18 protein-coding genes are annotated in these 18,185 nt (G+C 39.3%); 4 read left to right on the top strand and 14 right to left on the bottom strand.

Annotated features, from left to right (window positions below; translation table 11 throughout):
* Nucleotides 1–12: 12 nt before the first annotated feature.
* Nucleotides 13–372, bottom strand: a complete 360-nt coding sequence (locus EOJ36_RS08975; protein ID WP_127804552.1) for a winged helix-turn-helix transcriptional regulator — start codon at nt 370–372, stop codon at nt 13–15.
* An 80-nt stretch (nt 373–452) separates the two neighbouring features.
* On the opposite strand from EOJ36_RS08975, the gene EOJ36_RS08970 reads away from it, so the two are divergent.
* The gene (locus EOJ36_RS08970) at nt 453–977 is read left to right on the top strand and encodes a DinB family protein (RefSeq protein WP_127804550.1); all 525 of its coding nucleotides are present in this window, start codon (nt 453–455) and stop codon (nt 975–977) included.
* Between the two features lie 179 nt (nt 978–1,156).
* Here EOJ36_RS08970 and EOJ36_RS08965 read toward each other — a convergent pair whose 3' ends face one another.
* From EOJ36_RS08965 to EOJ36_RS08905, 13 genes are all read right to left on the bottom strand, one after another.
* Entirely contained in the window at nt 1,157–2,578 is a 1,422-nt protein-coding gene (locus EOJ36_RS08965) for a DUF1593 domain-containing protein (protein WP_127804548.1), read from the bottom strand.
* Nucleotides 2,575–2,862, bottom strand: coding sequence for a helix-turn-helix domain-containing protein (locus EOJ36_RS08960; protein WP_127804547.1), 288 nt, complete (start codon nt 2,860–2,862; stop codon nt 2,575–2,577). The genes EOJ36_RS08965 and EOJ36_RS08960 overlap by 4 nt, the downstream gene beginning before the upstream one ends.
* Before the next feature lie 234 nt (nt 2,863–3,096).
* Nucleotides 3,097–4,254 carry an alpha/beta hydrolase-fold protein gene (locus tag EOJ36_RS08955; protein WP_127804545.1) on the bottom strand — a complete coding sequence of 386 codons (1,158 nt, stop codon included), beginning with the start codon at nt 4,252–4,254 and terminating at the stop codon, nt 3,097–3,099.
* 33 nt (nt 4,255–4,287) lie between these two features.
* On the bottom strand, nt 4,288–5,775 hold the full coding sequence (locus EOJ36_RS08950) for a DUF1593 domain-containing protein (RefSeq protein ID WP_127804543.1): 1,488 nt from the start codon (nt 5,773–5,775) through the stop codon (nt 4,288–4,290).
* Between the two features lie 2 nt (nt 5,776–5,777).
* Entirely contained in the window at nt 5,778–7,244 is a 1,467-nt protein-coding gene (locus tag EOJ36_RS08945) for an FGGY family carbohydrate kinase (protein WP_127804541.1), read from the bottom strand.
* Complete coding sequence (locus EOJ36_RS08940) at nt 7,245–8,210, bottom strand: ABC transporter permease (RefSeq protein ID WP_127804539.1); 966 nt, start codon at nt 8,208–8,210, stop codon at nt 7,245–7,247.
* Nucleotides 8,207–9,700, bottom strand: coding sequence for a sugar ABC transporter ATP-binding protein (locus EOJ36_RS08935; protein ID WP_127804537.1), 1,494 nt, complete (start codon nt 9,698–9,700; stop codon nt 8,207–8,209). The genes EOJ36_RS08940 and EOJ36_RS08935 overlap by 4 nt, the downstream gene beginning before the upstream one ends.
* 1 nt (nt 9,701) lies before the next feature.
* Complete coding sequence (locus EOJ36_RS08930) at nt 9,702–10,301, bottom strand: DUF2291 family protein (RefSeq protein ID WP_127804535.1); 600 nt, start codon at nt 10,299–10,301, stop codon at nt 9,702–9,704.
* A gap of 1 nt (nt 10,302) precedes the next feature.
* The gene (locus tag EOJ36_RS08925; protein ID WP_127804533.1) at nt 10,303–11,211 is read right to left on the bottom strand and encodes a D-ribose ABC transporter substrate-binding protein; all 909 of its coding nucleotides are present in this window, start codon (nt 11,209–11,211) and stop codon (nt 10,303–10,305) included.
* The gene (locus EOJ36_RS08920) at nt 11,208–12,140 is read right to left on the bottom strand and encodes a transketolase family protein (RefSeq protein ID WP_127804531.1); all 933 of its coding nucleotides are present in this window, start codon (nt 12,138–12,140) and stop codon (nt 11,208–11,210) included. Before EOJ36_RS08920 ends, EOJ36_RS08925 begins: the two co-directional genes overlap by 4 nt.
* Nucleotide 12,141: 1 nt before the next feature.
* Nucleotides 12,142–12,942, bottom strand: coding sequence for a transketolase (locus tag EOJ36_RS08915; RefSeq protein ID WP_127804529.1), 801 nt, complete (start codon nt 12,940–12,942; stop codon nt 12,142–12,144).
* Between the two features lie 80 nt (nt 12,943–13,022).
* Complete coding sequence (locus tag EOJ36_RS08910; protein WP_127804527.1) at nt 13,023–14,429, bottom strand: L-fucose/L-arabinose isomerase family protein; 1,407 nt, start codon at nt 14,427–14,429, stop codon at nt 13,023–13,025.
* Nucleotides 14,429–15,196 (bottom strand): DeoR/GlpR family DNA-binding transcription regulator, encoded by a 768-nt coding sequence (locus EOJ36_RS08905; RefSeq protein WP_127804525.1) that lies wholly within the window; start codon nt 15,194–15,196, stop codon nt 14,429–14,431. The genes EOJ36_RS08910 and EOJ36_RS08905 overlap by 1 nt, the downstream gene beginning before the upstream one ends.
* Before the next feature lie 152 nt (nt 15,197–15,348).
* On the opposite strand from EOJ36_RS08905, the gene EOJ36_RS08900 reads away from it, so the two are divergent.
* The 3 genes from EOJ36_RS08900 to EOJ36_RS08890 are packed head-to-tail and all read left to right on the top strand — an operon-like array spanning nt 15,349 to nt 18,185.
* A complete protein-coding gene (locus EOJ36_RS08900; protein ID WP_127804523.1) occupies nt 15,349–15,978 on the top strand; it encodes a TetR/AcrR family transcriptional regulator in 630 nt (209 codons plus the stop codon).
* A gap of 1 nt (nt 15,979) precedes the next feature.
* A complete protein-coding gene (locus EOJ36_RS08895) occupies nt 15,980–17,239 on the top strand; it encodes a TolC family protein (protein ID WP_127804521.1) in 1,260 nt (419 codons plus the stop codon).
* Between the two features lie 10 nt (nt 17,240–17,249).
* The gene (locus EOJ36_RS08890) at nt 17,250–18,185 is read left to right on the top strand and encodes an HlyD family secretion protein (RefSeq protein WP_238944449.1); all 936 of its coding nucleotides are present in this window, start codon (nt 17,250–17,252) and stop codon (nt 18,183–18,185) included.

Raw genomic sequence — 18,185 nt, 5'->3', positions numbered from 1 at the left:
TTTATGGTTCAATTAACTCGCTTTTTCTATAATTTCTATGGCCAATTCGGTTTTTCCCCAGCGAGCAATTTCATGAAGAATTGGTAATAGTGATCTGCCAGCTTGTGTTAAATGATATTCTACACGTGGAGGCAATTCTTTGTATTCTATACGCTCAATTAAGCCAAATTGCTCCAATTCCTTCAGTTCGTTGCTTAGCACTTTGTTGGAAATGGCGGGAATGTATTGTCTTAATTTTCCAAATCGCAAGGATTTTTCGCCGATGCAATTAAGAATAATAGGCTTCCATTTACCTCCAATGATACTCATGGCACGGGTTACTGGACAATTGTGTGGATTTTCAATTAAGCGAGAAATTGTGTTAGTTACCATTTGGTTACCAGTATTTACTAAAATTAGTTACAAATTTACACTAATTTGTATAGATTTGCAAAAACAAAATAATCATACGTATGAAAACGATTAAAACACTTTTATTTTTTGTAACACTTTTAGTAAGTAATGTTATGTTGGGACAATCCAAAGAAGAGATGATTAAAGAATGGCAGCGTGCCAAGGCGTACACTCAAGAGTACCTTGATGCAATGCCCGCAGAAAAGTACGACTTAAAACCCACTCCTGAAATGCGTTCTTTTGCGCAGCAAATGTTGCACTTCACTGATGCCAATTATGCGTTTGCATCTGCAGCATCCGGAGAGAAAAGTCCAGTAGGAATGGGTGAATCTGAAAAAGCAACTGACCAATCAAAAGCGAACGTAACCAAATTAGTTAATGCGAGTTACGATTTTGTGATCAATGCGATTGGCAAAATGTCGGATGCCTCTTTCAAAGAAACAGTAAAAATGTTTGGACGTTTTGAAATGAGCAAAGGCACAGCTCTAAACAAATGCTTTGAGCACCAAACTCACCACCGAGGACAAACAACAGTGTACATCCGTTTGGCAGGAGTGAAGCCTCCTCAGGAGAAGCTGTTCTAATTGTTAATTATTAATTGTTAATTGTTAATTTTTTTTGAAAACAGAATTAAAATAAATCCTTAAAAGTTTGTTTATGAAAACTATTTTCGACTTAATTAACAATTAACAATTAACAATTAACAATTAACAATTAACAATTAACAATTAACAATTAACAATTAACAATTAACAATTAACAATTATTTCGGTTCCACCCTCACCACTACTCTCTTATACCTCGTCAAAGCAGGTGTACCTTTGTCTGTTACTTGTAAAATAAAATGAATCGTTTCAGGCTTATCTACTTTAGGAGCGGTAATGGGTAAACGATACAAATTAGGAGAATAGGGCCTGGTGCTTACATAGCCTGGATAGGTACCTGCTTCTTTGTATTGAAACCACAAATAACTCATCGAATCTCCATCAGGATCGATGGTTCCCTCTGCATTTAAGAAAAATTCATCTCCGGATTTTACTGTAAAATTATCGGGATGCGTAGTTTTTACGACTGGAGGGTGATTCACTTCGTTGAACTTTTTGGTGGTCCAATCAATTCTTGCAGCGAAGTCGTTTTGTACAGCAGTTCTCCAACGCCAAATAGTGGCTGTGTTGCTTTTGTAGGCCACCTTGTCTAATCCACGCAAAGAATCTTCTGCGTTGGTCCAAATGGCTCTTGTTTCCGGCTCATCTTTTGGCCAATTTTCTCTCCTAAATCCGCCTGAATTAGAATCTCTAAATTTGGGTACATACAATTCGTATCGACCTCCCCAACCGCCAATGTTCGGGTGGTTTGCATTGTTCAAACCGTTTTCAATCAATCCTAAATAAGCGGGAGTATCTCCTTCCATACCGTATGCTACGTCAGGATATAAGGCTCCCAATGGACCATGACCTTGTTGGATGTTTTTTGCCAACCATTCATTGGAAACAGATTCCTGGTCTGAGCCTGGTGCTTTGGCCGACATCCCCAACCAAGTTGCATAAGAATAACTATAGCCTGGAGTAACTACAAAAAAGATGTCAGGAAAGGTTTTACGAATCCATGGACCCGAATCGTCTTGGTCTGAAATGGTATAAATTCGAACTTTTTGAAAAACCTTTGTGGCTTCAGCAGCTGGCAAGGTTTCTTTGATTTTGTAGAGCGCTTGGGACAGGGTATTAGGTCCTCCCCAAATGCTAAACCAAATAGGACGATCGTCTTTTTTCAATAATTGTTGAACAATCCAATTGGAGCCCTCCGAATCTTTCCCGGCGCCAACGCCTTCCATACCATACACAGGTAAACCTTTTTTGACCAAAGCTTTTAAACTTTCATACGAAGGAAATCCTTTTTCATGTAACAGCATATTGGGCTGTACCTTTTGGTAGGCACCCAAAATTTTGTGAATGGATTCAGGAAATACGGTGGTTTTTTGATGGATGGAAGTGGTTGCCACCAATCCTTCAATGTCCCACTGATTACTGTACATTAAAAATCGAATCAGCGATTGCGAATCGTCTGGATCTGCTTCGATGTCGGTTAAAACGATCACGCGTTTTTTTGTTTGTTGGGCCTGTGCGTTTACGCCTAACAAACAAATGATAAGCAGGATTGCCAATTGTTTAATTTGTAAATTTTTCATAGTTCAATTTGTAAGGTTACTTTTGCTCTTAATGCAGCAAAAACTTTAATTAAGGTTTCTAAGGTCACATTTCCTGTATGATTTTCAAGTCTTGAAATTTGGGCTCTTTGAACGCCAATTTGTTTGCCTAATTCCTCTTGGGTCAATTGTCGCTCAATTCTAGTTTTTTTAATGGCGTCTCCTATCAAGTCTATCTGAAGTTCATATTCAAATAAATCTCTTTCTGGGGTACCTTTTTTGCCAATTAATTTGTCTTGAACTTCTTCTAAAGTATAAGTTTTCATTTTGCTATAATTAAGTCTTCTTTTTTTGAAAAAAAAGAATCAAAAAAACTTTTCATTTAATCAAAAACGAATCCGCAAGCGGACCGATTTTCATTACGCTAACGGCTTTTATCTTTGACACATACGCACATAGCCTATGCGCATTGTCAAAGCCTCGCCTTTCGCTGCATTCAAATCTTTCGTTAAGGATTAAATGACGGCAATGTTTCGTTAAGACGAAACATTGCAAATATATTATTTAAAACACAATTGAGAAAATTCTTTCAAATACATTCTCCAAGAGTTCCAATCGTGTGTTCCTTCGTTTTCGCGGTAGGTGTATTTTAAGCCTACCTCATCGTATAAGGCACGCAATTTGACCCCGCTATCGTATAAGAAATCATGATTTCCCATGCCAATCCAATACACTTTTGGATTGCTTGCTTGCAAGGCTTTCAATTGTTTTACATGCGCCTCTTTGCTGTAGGTACTCGGACCTCTCAAGGCAGAAGAAAACAAACCCATGCTCATTACGCCAATGTATTTGAACATTTCAGGATGTGCATTACTGATGTTTTGTGTTTGGTAACCTCCCATCGAAAAACCGGTTAAAGCACGGTGATTAGCATCCGCTATCACGCGATAGTTTTTCTCAATATAAGGAACTACATCTTCTACTAAACTCTTTTCAAATACTCCCGATGCCATCGATCCTATGCCGGCAGGCAAGGTTTTGTTCATGGCTTGTGGACGACTCAAAGGAGCACCCGGGGTATTTGGATTGCCATTCGTTATAACCACAATCATCGGTTCTGCTTTACCTGATGCAATTAAATTGTCTAAAATGTAGTTGGCACGACCGCGACTCAACCACACTTCTTCATCACCGCCCCCGCCGTGTAACAAGTACATTACAGGGTATTTTTTGTTCCCTTTTTCGTATCCGGGTGGGGTATAAATGTTCATTTTACGTTCCATGCCAATGGATGGAGAGTTGTACCAAACCGAAGTTAAAGTTCCGTGAGGCACATTTTTGGTGTCGTACACATCTGCCTCTGCACCCGGAACAAACATGGCTCCTTGAATCCAAGCACCATCTCTGGTAACTAAACTTGAATTAGGATCCAAGGTTGGAATACCATCTACGATAAACTCGTATTCATACATGTCCGAAGGCATAGGGCCAACCTTTACTTCAAAAATTGAATCCTTTTTAATCATTGGGATTATATTCTTCAAAGCTCTTGGCCAAGTTCCAGAAACCTCTACTTTCGTAGCTTCCGGTGCTTTGATTCGGAAAATTACCGAATTGTCCGGTTGAATATCCGTTGATACTACATTATTGGGTCTTCTTTGTGCCCAAGCGGTTGTTGAAAGTGCAATAAATGCACCAAATACTAAGATTTTTTTCATTTCAATTAAATAGGTTTATCGGTATATTTTTATTTACATAACGCTAATCACTACTCTTCTGTAGCGAGTCAACTGTGGAGTTCCATTGTCGGTTCCTTCCACAATCACATGGTATTTATCGCCTTTTTTGGCTGTAGAAGGAATTTGTACTTTTACCATATTCCCTTCCAAAAGAGTAGTAGCTTTTCCATCGCCTGCTTCTGCATAAGGCCAAGCCTTAAATTGTACCACATTGTTTTTGTCTTTGTCTTGGGCAGAAACATGCAAAGTGATTTTCTCGCCAGCATTTGCCCATAATTGTGTGCCTTCTTTCACTGTAATCCATGGGGCATGATTGGCAGCCTCATAAGGTTTGATACACCATTCGGCACGTGCTAAAAAGTCTAATTGCATGGCTTCCAACCAACGAGTCTGTGGAAAAGCTTTGTCCATTTTGCCAGTTTCCGGATTCAAATCGGCAGCCGTTTCTCCGTCTTCGAAACGGAACGGGTTATCTTTTGCCTTCACAAATCGACCACCCCATCCACCATAAGAAGGATTTTTATAATTGTCTAAACCCGTATCCATTAAATTTAAAAATGCTGGAGAATCCCCTTCTGAAATGAAATCGAATTTCTTGTATATTCCGTCTTTTGTGATTTTTTCTAAATTTCCGTGATTGTGTTCTTCGTCTCCTTCTTGTTTCTGTCCATCACCATAGGAATAATATTTTTTCAAAAGAGGACCGTGCTCATTGATTAAAGGACCCATAAATGTTCCTTCAAAGTATTTTTGGAATGATTTTGGCACTTGGCGTTTCCATGGATAAGCCATGCACCAAAACTGGTTGGCATTATAAAATACTCTGATCTCTGGCCAGTTGACGCCAATGTACTTTTTGTAGGTGGCATCTTGATCCATAATGGTGTAAATGATGGCCTTTTTTGAAATTCTGCTTTTAATAGCTGCCCAATTTGGCTTGTTTTTATTTTCGTCTTCAATAGATTTTAAGGCCCGAGCAATGGTGTTGGTGCCACCCCAAGCTTGCAAATAAATTTCTTCTGCATCACTTTCATCCATCAATTTTTGTTTAATCAACTCTGAACCTGCGGTAATTTTCTCCATTTCTCCTTCAAACTCAATGTTTCCTACTTTTACCAAAGATTTCAGATAGTCTGGGGTAGGGTAGTTTTTGCTGTGTAACAATAAGTTTGGATACACTTTAGCATATTGGTCCAATAAATCTTGAATCCAAGTAACACCAGCCCAACGCAAGTCGGTTCGAACACCATATATTTTTTTAGTCGATGGCATTTCAGATTCAAATTTGGTGCCTTTGCCATCACCTTTGTAATGCCACATGGAGCTTGAATAAATAAGGCCTTCCACGTGAAATTCGTTGGTGTAAAGTAGCATACGGATGAAGGTGTCGACGTCGTCGATTTCTCCATCTGTTGTCACAATGGTGCGGGGTAAATTGCCTTTAGCGAGTGCCCCAAAGGACATCAAAACGGTAGTAAATAGGATAAATAACTTTTTCATTTTTAAAAGGTATTGGTATGGATAATGTTTTTCCACTCTTCAAATTGTTGTAAAAGAGCAGTGTTTTTACTTTGTTTTTGTAAGGTTTGAATCTTTATTTTTTGTTTCAATTCAAATAAATCGGAATAGATACCTGCTTGAAGGCCGGCTAAAAAGGCGGCACCTTGGGCAGAAATGTTTGGATTGTCTTGCACTTGAATGTTTGCTGCAATTAATTCACTCAAGCAGTTTTGAACAAAGGTGTTTTTCGACAATCCTCCGTGCATGGCAATTTGTAGGATGGGTTTTCCTAAATCAGATTCCATGGCATCTGTTACGGCCTTGATTTGAAAGGCAATGCTTTCCAAAGTGGCTTTTACCAATTGGGCTGGACTTGTTCCAAAGGTCATGCCTACAAAAGAAGCTTTTCGATCCATTTGCCAAAAGGGGGCTCCCATTCCGCTAAATGAGGGTACTAAAAAGACTCCCTTTTCGTCCTTCACCGATTCGGCAATGGCGGCAGTTTGTTTGACATCTTCAATTACTTTCATTGAATTTTTCAACCACTCAATCATGGAACCACAAGCTACAATAGCTCCTTCCCAAGCGAAAACAACTTGATTTTTCGTACTCCAACCAATGGTGCTTAATAGGCCGTTGGTAGATTTTTTAGGAGAACTGCCAAGGCTCATCAACAAGGAACAACCCGTACCTAAGGTCATTTTGGTGTCACCCTCTTCAAAACACGTTTCACCAAACATCGAGGCATGGGAATCGCCAATCATTGCGCCGATTTGAATAGGATTTTTGGAAAGTCCAAATAAATCGGTACTTCCAAAGTCGTCAGAAGATCTTTTAAGTGTTGGTAAATTTAAATTTTTCAATCCCCAAGTAGTTAAAATATCTTTATCCCAAGTCAAAGTTTTGAGATTTAAAAATAAAGTTCGACTTGCATTTGTTAAATCGGTAAAATACGATTTACCATTTGTTAATTTAATTAATAACCAAGTATCAACAGTTCCAAAAAATAAATTCCCTTGTTCTAATTCAGTTTTTATTTGAGGATGATTTTCTAAAATCCACAATAATTTTGTGCCCGAAAAATAGGGGTCTATAATTAAGCCTGTTTTTTCCTGAATCCATTCGTTTTGCTCTTTTAGGTCGTCACAAATTTGTGTAGATCGTTTGCAGGCCCAAACAACTGCCGGGAAAACAGGTTCACCTTTTGCATTCCACAAGACAAAAGTTTCTCGCTGGTTGCTGATGCCTATGCTTTTTATTTTTTCAATTTCAATTCCTTCTACACATGCTCGAACAGCTTTTTCAACACTGGCTAAAATAGCATAAGGATCTTGCTCAACAAGACCATTAGGAAAATAAGTTGTTTCTAGGTCTGAAATTCCTTCACTAACCACTGTTGCCTGTGCATTCATTAGCAGCGCTTTTGTGCTGCTGGTTCCTTGATCAATCGCTAAAATTAAGTCTTCCATTTATTTAGCTTTTTGATTCATTTTATCTACAATAACTGCTAGTAAAATCACCAGTCCTTTCACAACCTGCTGCCAAAAAGGCGATACGTTCAGTAAAACCAAACCATTATTCAATACGCCAATTAAAATCGCGCCAATGATCGTTCCTTTTACGGAGCCTTGTCCACCCGAAAGCGATGTGCCTCCAATCACGATGGCGGCAATGGCATCTAATTCATAATTGATTCCTGCATTGGGTTGGGCCGAATTGAGTCGAGACGTAACTAATACCCCACCAATGGCAGCCATGGCGCCTGAAAGTGCATAGACGATCCATTTTACTTTTTGGATGGGTACTCCAGAAACCTGAGCGGCTTTTTCGTTACCTCCAATAGCATAAATGAAACGACCTAAACTGGTTTTGGTGGTTAGAACATAAAACACCAAAATAAATAAAGCCGAAATCCAAACAGGTACGGGCACACCCAAAAACCATGCTGCGCCTATTTTTTCAAAATTCGCCCCTAAATCAGAAATGGGTTGTCCTTGTGTGTATAAAAAGGTTAATCCGCGAGCAACAGTTAACATAGAAAGTGTTGCTACAAAAGGAGGGACCGAAAAGCGAGTAATCACCCAACCGTTGAATAATCCAAGGGCCGTTCCTACCGTAATGGCAGCAACGATGGCCCCTAAAACGGTAAAGCCAATCCATAAATCCATGGCAGGAATGGAGATGCCAGATTTTAACAAGCCTGCACAAATGGCACCCGAAAGCCCCAACACTGCCCCAACCGAAAGGTCAATTCCAGCAGTTAGGATGACCAGGGTCATACCGATGGACAAACACATGTTGACAGATATTTGTCGCAATACATTCCACAAATTACCTGCGGTTAGGAATTTGTCGGTGACAATGCTCAGCACAATCATCAACAGTAAAAGGGCGATGAGCGATTGTGATTTTTTAAGGATTGAAGAAGATATCATAGTTTGGGTAGTGCTTCTTTTAATAGGTTATGTTCATTGAGTAAATCTCCTGTTAATTCCGCTTGAATTTGTCCGTTGCACATCACTAACACGCGATCTGCAAGTGCTAAAATTTCTGGAATTTCGGAGGAGGCAAACAAGATGCAAGTGCCTTTGGAGGCTATTTGCTTCATTAATTGGTATATTTCGTCTTTGGCTTGGATGTCAATTCCACGTGTGGGTTCGTCGAGCAACAATATTTCAGGATTGGTTGAAAGCCATTTGGCTAGGATTACTTTTTGTTGATTTCCCCCACTTAATTTTCCGCATAATTGTTCCACAGATGAACTTTTGATACGTAAATCGGTGCGATATTGTTCTGCTTTAGCTTTTGCCGGTTCGTCTTTCAGCCATTCGAAAAGTTCCAGGTTTGGCAAACTAATATTAAAGGTCAAATCCTGTTCCATCACCAAGCCGTCCTTTTTTCGATCCTCGGTAACAAAGGCCATTTTGTTTAAAATGGCATCAGCTGGACTTGCAATTTTTTTGACATTTCCATGTAAAAAAATCTGCATGTCTGAATATTCTGGATGAAGTCCGAATAAAGTCTCCAATAATTCAGTTCTACCTGCACCCATGAGTCCGAAAATTCCTAAAATTTCGCCTTTATAGGCTTTGAAATGAATATTTTGTAGACGATTAGAAATTTTGGAGTCCTGATTTCTTAATGACAAATTTTTTACATCGATGGCAATCTCCTTTTGGACATAATTTTCCTTCTTTTTTTCAATCACTACATTTCTACCCACCATGTGAGCAATGAGTTGGGCTTCGGTGGTGTCTTTCATCCATCCATAAGCAATACTTTTGCCATCTCTTAGTACTTGGTAGTATTCTGTGATTCGGAAAAGCTCGTCCATTTTGTGCGAAATGTACACGATGGTTTTTCCTTGCGACTGCCAATTTCGGATGAGCTGATGCAATCGGTCAATTTCTTGGTCGGACAAGGCTGAAGTTGGCTCATCCATCAAAATGACAGATGCTTTGCTGTGCAATGCTTTGGCTATTTCAATGAGTTGTTGTTCGCTGACTTTTAAATCGCCTACACGAGTATTTGGATTAGCTTTTACGCCCACCTGTTTTAATAGGTCTAGACATATCGCGTTCATGGATTGCTTATCTAGTAGTCCGAATTTATTTTCAATTTCCTTGCCTAAAAAGATGTTTTCGCAAATTGTTAGATTGGGGAAAAGATTTAATTCTTGATGGATGATGGCAATGCCCGCTGCTTGTGAAGCAATGGTGTCCGGAAAGGAAACTGTTTGGCCATTCATTCGAATTTCTCCGGAATAGCCTTGATAAACTCCCGATAAAATTTTTAACAAGGTAGATTTTCCAGCACCGTTTTCTCCCAAAAGCGCATTGATTTTTCCTTTTTCAAAGGATAAGTTTACCCCATCAAGGGCTTTCACCCCCGGAAACTCCATCGTAAGATTCTGAACTTCTAACATCTTAATGTTTGATTTCTACGGGATAAATAGTCAATGCTTTTACGGGAATATCTGTTGGCGCCACCTCACAGGCCCCAATGTACGAAATGTTATCACCAACTTTTAGACCTTTGATTTCTTGGGGGATGATTACCTCTCTTACATGCTTATTTAATGCTTCCGTCAGGGCATTTAAATCTTTTTGCGATTTAAAATCTTCCAATTTCACCATTCTGGAAGCATCTCTAATTTCGTTTCCGAAAATAAATTGTGTATCAATCACGGATCCATTGGCCAATTGAATTTCATTTTCGTTGATGGATGCAATGGTAGATTTTCCTTTCACTAAAAAGTAGGCCGACTCACCAATTCCCAATCGATTTCCCAATTCTTTTTTGGCATTAGTTAGATTGTTGTTTAATTGTTTAATTAATTGAGATTCTTCTGTCAACAAAGAATTTTCTAATACCCCTTTTTGTATAATATTTTTTACCTTTTCGGTGAAATTTGCGTAATCAGCGTTTCCAGCTGCGGTTTTGACATGCTCGCTAAGTTTCTCGAAACGAACCGATTGGGTAACCAAAACAATTGCAATGACTGAGATTAATATTTTTCGTAGCATCTTAGTAATGTTTAGCAGTTTTGGAATTAACTAAATTGACAGCCATAGGTATATGTTGTGGAAAGTCTTTTCTTCCCTTGAAAAATTCAACCGCAAATTCTGCTGCAGTTTTCGCCATGATTTTCGGGTATTGCATGCCCGTGGCAACGATTTTTCCTTCCTTGATTTTTTGTACGACCTCATCTGCTCCATCAAATCCAAATACTTTAATTTGTTGCGATTTCCCAGCCGATTGAATGGCCTGATAAGCACCCAGTGCCATGGCATCGTTTCCACAGAAAACGGCCTGTAAGTCTGGATTCGCTTGCATCATCGATTCCATCACTTCCATGGCCTTATTGCGATCGAAATCGCCATTTTGTTGGCCAAGCATTTTCAAGCCTTTGAATTTATCTACCACGGTATGAAACCCATTGGAACGTGCGTAGGTGTTATTGTCGCCCGCTAAGCCCAAAATTTCCACATAATTTCCTTTTCCGTGCAATTGCTTTACAAATTCTACTCCGATGGCCACGCAGCCTGTGTAGTTATCGGATAGGATTTGGGAAGTTGCCGCATCGTTAGAGTTTACTTCACGGTCCATGCAAAAAACAGGAATTCCCGCTTCTTTTGCTTTTAGAATATTGGCAATGGATCCATCGGCGTCGGTTGGATTGAACAAAATCGCATCAAATCCGGAAGAAATCAGATTTTCAAAATGGTCCGATTCGGTGGCTGGATTGTTTTGCGAATCAAACAATTTGGCTTCATAGCCCAATTTTTCTGCATTTTTCACCGCTGATTCTCCCAAAACAACAAACCATGGATTGTTGAGCGTTGAAATGACTACGGCTATTTTGGGTTTTTCGGCCGATTCTTTGGAAGAACAGCCAAAAAGCAATAGTCCACAAAGGGCTAAAACGTATTTCATTTTTTTAATAGGTTTAGTGCTTCTTGTTGAATCCCTTTGTCGGAGATTCCATAATGTTCAAAAATTTCTGTTTGAGAACCCGTAACGGTATATTCGCCTGGGAATCCCATGATTTTAAAAGGAACAAAATATTGGTTTTGGAACAAATAGGAGGAAACGGCTTCTCCTAATCCGCCAAAAATAGAATGTTCTTCAACGGTGATGATGGGTTTTCTTGTCGCTCCTAATTCAGCCAATAATGTGGTGTCCAAGGGTTTAATGGTATGCATGGAAATCACTTTTGCAGATATTCCCTTTTCTTTCAATAATATTGCGGCTTCCAGACAGGGCCAAACGGTTTCTCCTGTTCCAATTAAGGTGATATCGTTTCCTTCTTTTATCAAACGAGCTTTTCCGATTTCAAATTTTGGGGACAAAGACTGACCTAAATCAGGCATGTTTTTCTTGCCAAAACGAATGTAAATAGGTTCGTCAGTTGCTGCCGCATATTTAATGACCTCTTCTGTTTCAAAAGCATCAGCTGGGGCTACAACTGGTAAATTGTTGATGGCACGAACTACTGCAAAATCGTGTAAACTGTGGTGAGTGCTGCCTAAAGCACCGTAACTTACTCCGGCAGAAATACCAATTAAACGAACGGGATTGTTAGAATAGGCCACATCGTTTTTGATTTGTTCCAAAGAACGAGCGGTCAGAAAACAGGCTGGAGAAACGGCAAATGCCTTTTTTCCCATGGCGGCTAATCCGGCAGCAACTCCTACTAAATTTTGTTCGGCTATGCCAATTTCAACGATTTGGTCTGGGAATTTTTCACCAAAGGGTACTAATTTTCCAGAACCACGCGAATCGCTGGTGACCGCCAATATCTGCTGATCTTTTTCGGCAAGGGCTTGTAAGGTTTCTGAAAATACTTCTAAGTTCGCTTTCATTTTATGCTAATTCAGCTAATGCTTGTTCTAATTGTTCGGCACTCGGTACGCCGTGGTGCCATTTCGCCACATTTTCCATGTAGGATACGCCTTTGCCTTTTACTGTGTGGGCAATGATAAAAGAAGGTTTTCCGTTTTCAAAAGGTAATTGATCAAAGGTGTTCACCAATTCCTCGATATTGTGTCCATCCACTTCTTTCACCGACCAGCCAAAGGATTCAATCTTTTGCTTAATAGGTTCAAGTCCCATTACCTGCGCATTTGCACCTGAAATCTGTAATTTATTGTAGTCTAAAATGCCACATAAATTATCCAATTTGTAATGTGCCGCAAACATCATGGCTTCCCAATTGGAGCCTTCTGCCATTTCACCATCCCCTAAAATGGTGTACACTTTGATGTCCGATTTATCTTTTTTCGCTGCTAAGGCATTGCCGGCACAAATGGATAAACCGTGGCCCAATCCACCCGTATTTTGCTCCATTCCCGGAATTTTCTTCGTTGGGTGACCAATGTAGGGCGATTGATATTGTCCCAAAGTTTTTAAATCTTCCTCTGGAAAAAATCCTTGATCGGCCAAGACCACATAAAGCGCCTCAACCGCATGACCCTTACTTTGAATAAAGCGATCGCGAGAGGGGTCTTTGGGTGAAGGAATGCGGAGTACGTGGTTGTACAATACATTGAGCAAGTCTATGATGGACAAACAACCGCCGGTATGGCCGGCTTTCGCATGAAAAATCAACTCTAGGATTTTTTTCCTATAGGTTTTTGATTTTTCTTTTAATTGTGTAATTGTCATTATTCCCAATTTTTGACCTCCCCCCCAGCCCCCTCCTTGTGAAGGAGGGGGTGGCGCAAAGCGCCGGGGGTGGTAAATATTTAATGTTTGTAAATTTCCCAACCCATATAATTGCCAAGGGCTTCTTCTAAAATTCCAGCTGTTTTAGAGGCATTCATCACTACATGGTGCTCAAAGCCGTTTTTACACACGTAATTCATTAATTTTTGCAAATCTGGAATTTGTGCAACGGCACGGTTTCCGAAAGTGCTCAATGGATCGTTTGTCAATTCGCCTTCACCAATGTATGCTTTGATGATACCTTTCGGGTCATCGGTGCTGATTCTACCATAGGTTAAAGGCATGGCTGGAGTTCTGCCATCTAAGGCACCATAGGTATTTTCTACTCCAACAGATGTGCCCAAAATTGGGGCATTCGAAATTTCAATATCTGGTAAAAACGATTTTGCCCAGTTTCCACAGTGGAACAAGACACACTTGTCCGGATCATCTGCATAATTGTTGTTCCAATCGACTAAAGCAGAAGGGGATGAGGATGCCAATTGCATCGCATACATACTTAATGTCCCTGTAACATCTACTTCGCAGGCACTTGGAAGCATGTTTTCGCTCATGATACTCATGCTTGTACATACGTTGCAACCGTAATTTTGTTGCAAAGAAGTCCAGCATTGAATAGCTGTTGCATCCAAATCATATTCCTCCATAAATTGCTTCAAGACCACATCCAATTTAGCAATTTGAATCATTGCCTCGTTTGGCGTTTTGCCTTGTGGGGCATAGGCTTTGATGCTGTCTAAATGGTCCTTTACAATTTGATCGTTTACCGTTAATTTATTGGCTTTGCCTAAGATTTCAGAAAGGTCTACTGTCGTAACGGTGATACCATTTCTTTGCAATATTTTTTCTGAATAACGAACCGTATTGAAGGCTCCCGGACGAGCACCTACTGCCCCGATACGTACCGATTTTAAACCTTTTACTACGCGGCAAACTGCCACGAAATTCAACAAGTCTTTTTGAAAAATTGGATCTTGTGGAGCGGAAACGTGTTGAGAAGTTAGGCTGTACTTAATTCCGTACTGGTATAAATTGTTACAAACAGAAATCTTTCCGCACCATGCATCGCGACGATTCACGACATTCATTTTGGCTAAATCATCTGGGTAAGCCTGAACTAAAACGGGCACATTTAAATCCGCTAATTTCAAGGTGTCTGCAACCCCTTTTTCATCTCCGAAATTTGGCAACAAAACCAAGATTCCAGAAATTTCATCTCTGTGCTTTTTGAACAATTCGGCACAGGTTTTAGCTTCCTGGAAGGTTTCGATTCCCCCCAATTTGCTTTGATTGGTGTCTAACAAAACGGCATTTATTCCTAGTTTTTGAAAGACGTCCAAAATTTCTGTTCGTGCTTTTTCGACTAAACTATCTGGGAAAAAATCGCGATTCCCAATGATGATTCCTAAAGTTGCTTGTGTTTTCATTATTCTGCTATGACTAATTCAATATCGTTATTTCTAAAATGTTCTTTTTCTGCTTCGCTGATGCCCTCGTCCGTAATGACGTAGTCGATCAAGGACAATGCTCCTAAACTGGCCAGGGAACTTTGTCCAATTTTGGTCGAATCTGCCACCAAATAAGTAGTTTCCGCCGCATCTATCATCGCTTTTTTTACGACTAAGTCGCTGATGGAAGGGTAGGTCAGTCCAGATTTCAAGGAAATGCCCGCCGTGGCTAAAAATAATTTTTGAACGTTTAATCCTTTGAAAAAATCGGCTGCTTTTTGTCCGGTAAGCGACAAGGTTGGCGGTTTGAATTCTCCACCTGTTACAATTAATTCAATGCCCGGCTCAGAGCCTAACATCATGGCAATGTTGAGGGCATTTGTGATGACCGTTAAGTGCTTGAAGCCAATTAAATTTTTAGCAATTTCTGTGGTCGTAGAGCCTGAATCAAGAATGATGGTGTCCCCAACTTCAATGTATTCCATGCACTTTTTAGCAATGAGGGCTTTTTTGTCGAGGTTTTCTTGATTCATCAAGGCCAGACCCCTTGCAGCATCAAATGCGTTTTTTAAAAAGGCGCCTCCATGTTCTTTGATGATGAGTCCTTCGGCTTCCAGCTTTTCAAGGTCTTGACGGATGGTTACCTCCGTGACTTTAAACAGTTTAGCCAGACTAACCACCTTAGCGGAGCCATCTTCTTTCAATAAATCCAAGATTTTCTCTCTTCTTTGATTCGGCAAAAGCATCTTTCGTTTATTTTCGTTTTGTTTTCAATTCGAAAATAAAAGAAAGTTTCGACAAAAAAAAGAAAATTACAATTTTACCTTTTGAATATTTTTCACTAAATTTAAACAGTTGTTTAAAACATTTGTTTAAATTTGATTCAAATTATATCGGAATGCCAGATAAAGAATTACAAACAGAAGAGAAAATTAAGGAGGTGGCTCGGAAGATATTTCAAGAAAAAGGCTTCGAGGGGGCTAAAACGAGGGATATTGCCAAGGAGGCAGGAATCAATTTGGCCTTGATGAATTATTATTTTCGGAGTAAAAAGGCATTGTTTGAAATGATCATGATGGAAACGGTTCAAGATTTTTTCCAAATGGTATTTCAGATTTTGAATAAACCTGATACCTCCTTGATGGATAAAATCGATGGTTTTGTAAATACTTATATTGAAACCCTGAAGAAAAATCCGGAGGTTCCCTTGTTTATCCTTTCTTGTGTGAAGTCGAATGGGGCAGAATTTCAAAAGAAATTTTCGATGTTTCACATGATTTCAGAATTGCACTTTTTTAAGCAGTTTCAGGAATTAGTTAAACAAGGAAAGGTAAAAAATATTCATCCGGCACATTTTTTAATGAATTTGGCGGGCATGATTGTTTTTCCATTTGTGGCATCGCCCATGATTAAGCTTGTGACGCAAATTCCGGAATCGGAATTTGATTTGCTCATGGACCAACGAAAGAAATTAGTGCCCATGTGGCTTAAAGATATGTTATTTGAAACCACCCTTGAAAAAAATTAATATGGAAAAATTCAAAAAACTGATATTCGGATTACTTATGCTTGCCACCATAGGTTTACAAGCCCAAAATCTCAGCCTTGAAACTTGTAAATTGAAAGCCAGAGCTAATTTTCCTTTGATAAAGCAATTGGGAATTTTAGAAAACTTAAAGGATCTTTCTTTGGAAAATTTATCCAAAGGCTATCTGCCACAGCTAAATTTCAATGCACAGGGAACTTACCAATCGGAGGTGACTTCATTACCTATTTCTTTGCCAAATTTGACGATCAAATCATTGGATAAAGATCAGTACAAAACCTATTTGGAGGTTTATCAGCCCTTATTGGATGGTCAACAGGTAAAAAAACAACAAGCTGTAAGTAAGTCTACTTTTGCCGTTGAGGCACAAAAAGTGGAAGTTGAATTGTATAAAATCAACGCTACGGTTAATCAGTTGTATTTTGGTATTTTACTGCTCGATTCTCAACTGAAATCGAGTAATAGTCTATTAGCAGAGATTGATGCCAACTTGAATAAGTTACAAATTGGGGTTAAAGAAGGAGTTGTTAATCCCTTGAACAAAGAAGTTTTTGAGGCAGAAAAAATAAAAATTTTACAACGAATTGAAGAGTTGAATTTTGCAAGAAAATCCTTGCTGTCTTCTTTGGGTGTTTTGATAAACGAAGCTATTTCAGAAACTGCAAGCTTCGAAATACCTAAGCAAACAAGCGCTTTACCAGAAAACAAACGACCAGAATTGGCCCTTTTTGATTTGCAAATAGGCAATTTGGAGCAACAGAAATCCTTAATTCAAAATAAATTGAGTCCACGCTTGGGCTTGATGGGACAAATTGGCTACGGTAGACCAGCCCTTAACATGTTGAACAATGATTTTAAGGAATACTATATTGGAGGACTTAAACTTTCTTGGTCGATTAGTTCATTTTACACCAACGCAAGGGAACGCAAAACAATTGAAAATCAAAAAGGAATGATTGCGGCACAACGAGAAGTTTTTCAACAGCAAACCAACCTCAACAATGTGCAAGTGCAGCGAGAAATTGAAAAATGGGATGCCTTGCTTCGTACGGACGGACAATTAGTGGAAACGCGAAAACGGATTGCAGCAGCCGCAGAAGTACAATTTGGACAAGGCACCTTGTCATCATTAGATTACTTGGCTTATATCAATCAATTGGAACAAGCAAATCAACAAGTTCAATTACATCAATTACAAAAATTACAATCGGTTTATCAGCAACAATATTTATTTGGAAATTAATATGAAAGCAATGAAATATATCGTACCTGCCTTTGTGTCCATTCTTTTCTTGAGTGCATGCAACAAATCAAAGCTAGATTTTGATGCCACAGGAACTTTTGAAGCAGAAGAAATTATGGTTTCTTCGGAGGCAATGGGGCAGATTGGGCAACTTAATTTTAATGAAGGCGACCAAGTGAAAGAGGGTCAATTTTTGGGCTTTGTAGATAGCACCCAAGTATACTTAAAATTACAACAATTGAATGCGCAAATTGCATCGATTGCAGCACGGAAGCCAGAGGTTGCCACCCAATTAAAAGTATTTGATGACCAAATCGCTGTATTAAAAATTAAAAAAGAAACTTTGACAAAGGAGAAGGCTCGGTTTGAAAAATTGGTACAACAAAAGGCAGCGCCAAGTAAGCAATTAGACGATATTGAAGCACAAATGGAAGAATTAGATGCACAAGTAGCTTTGGTGAGGCAACAAAAATTAGCGGCATCTTCAAATTTGAATGTGCAGCTGAAGGGTTTAAATCAAGATCCACAAGCATTGATTTTACAAAAGGAACAATTGCAAGATCAATTAACCAAGTATCGCTTGGTGTCTCCAGCCAGTGGTACAATTCTATCCAAATATGTAAACGAAAAGGAATTGGCAGCCCTTGGAAAACCCTTGTATAAAATTGGCAAATTGGATACTTTGACCCTTCGTGCCTACATCACAGGAGATCAATTTTCAGACATCAAATTGCAGCAAAAAGTGAAGGTGTTTGTGGATAAGGGAGAGGATTATGCGGAATATCAAGGAGTGGTTTATTGGATTTCCGATAAAGCTGAATTCACCCCGAAAACCATCCAAACCAAAAAAGAAAGAGCCAATTTGGTCTATGTTATAAAAGTGGCGGTACCAAATAAGGAAGGATTATTGAAGATTGGTATGACCAGCGAGTTGAAGTTGAAATAA

Source organism: Sandaracinomonas limnophila, from assembly GCF_004005965.1.
In the GTDB taxonomy this organism is placed as follows: domain Bacteria; phylum Bacteroidota; class Bacteroidia; order Cytophagales; family Spirosomataceae; genus Sandaracinomonas; species Sandaracinomonas limnophila.
Note: the sequence above shows the minus strand (reverse complement) of the source record. Positions and strands in the feature narration are given on the sequence as shown.

What these genes read in the sequence shown, in the direction of transcription:
- EOJ36_RS08910 (WP_127804527.1), bottom strand. Translation starts at nt 14,429, where the DNA reads ATGAAAACACAAGCAACTTTAGGAATCATCATTGGGAATCGCGATTTT.
- EOJ36_RS08960 (WP_127804547.1), bottom strand. Translation starts at nt 2,862, where the DNA reads ATGAAAACTTATACTTTAGAAGAAGTTCAAGACAAATTAATTGGCAAA.
- EOJ36_RS08925 (WP_127804533.1), bottom strand. Translation starts at nt 11,211, where the DNA reads ATGAAATACGTTTTAGCCCTTTGTGGACTATTGCTTTTTGGCTGTTCT.
- EOJ36_RS08935 (WP_127804537.1), bottom strand. Translation starts at nt 9,700, where the DNA reads ATGTTAGAAGTTCAGAATCTTACGATGGAGTTTCCGGGGGTGAAAGCC.
- EOJ36_RS08920 (WP_127804531.1), bottom strand. Translation starts at nt 12,140, where the DNA reads ATGAAAGCGAACTTAGAAGTATTTTCAGAAACCTTACAAGCCCTTGCC.
- EOJ36_RS08895 (WP_127804521.1), top strand. Translation starts at nt 15,980, where the DNA reads ATGGAAAAATTCAAAAAACTGATATTCGGATTACTTATGCTTGCCACC.
- EOJ36_RS08955 (WP_127804545.1), bottom strand. Translation starts at nt 4,254, where the DNA reads ATGAAAAAAATCTTAGTATTTGGTGCATTTATTGCACTTTCAACAACC.
- EOJ36_RS08970 (WP_127804550.1), top strand. Translation starts at nt 453, where the DNA reads ATGAAAACGATTAAAACACTTTTATTTTTTGTAACACTTTTAGTAAGT.
- EOJ36_RS08915 (WP_127804529.1), bottom strand. Translation starts at nt 12,942, where the DNA reads ATGACAATTACACAATTAAAAGAAAAATCAAAAACCTATAGGAAAAAA.
- EOJ36_RS08905 (WP_127804525.1), bottom strand. Translation starts at nt 15,196, where the DNA reads ATGCTTTTGCCGAATCAAAGAAGAGAGAAAATCTTGGATTTATTGAAA.
- EOJ36_RS08965 (WP_127804548.1), bottom strand. Translation starts at nt 2,578, where the DNA reads ATGAAAAATTTACAAATTAAACAATTGGCAATCCTGCTTATCATTTGT.
- EOJ36_RS08950 (WP_127804543.1), bottom strand. Translation starts at nt 5,775, where the DNA reads ATGAAAAAGTTATTTATCCTATTTACTACCGTTTTGATGTCCTTTGGG.
- EOJ36_RS08945 (WP_127804541.1), bottom strand. Translation starts at nt 7,244, where the DNA reads ATGGAAGACTTAATTTTAGCGATTGATCAAGGAACCAGCAGCACAAAA.
- EOJ36_RS08890 (WP_238944449.1), top strand. Translation starts at nt 17,250, where the DNA reads ATGAAATATATCGTACCTGCCTTTGTGTCCATTCTTTTCTTGAGTGCA.
- EOJ36_RS08975 (WP_127804552.1), bottom strand. Translation starts at nt 372, where the DNA reads ATGGTAACTAACACAATTTCTCGCTTAATTGAAAATCCACACAATTGT.
- EOJ36_RS08930 (WP_127804535.1), bottom strand. Translation starts at nt 10,301, where the DNA reads ATGCTACGAAAAATATTAATCTCAGTCATTGCAATTGTTTTGGTTACC.
- EOJ36_RS08940 (WP_127804539.1), bottom strand. Translation starts at nt 8,210, where the DNA reads ATGATATCTTCTTCAATCCTTAAAAAATCACAATCGCTCATCGCCCTT.
- EOJ36_RS08900 (WP_127804523.1), top strand. Translation starts at nt 15,349, where the DNA reads ATGCCAGATAAAGAATTACAAACAGAAGAGAAAATTAAGGAGGTGGCT.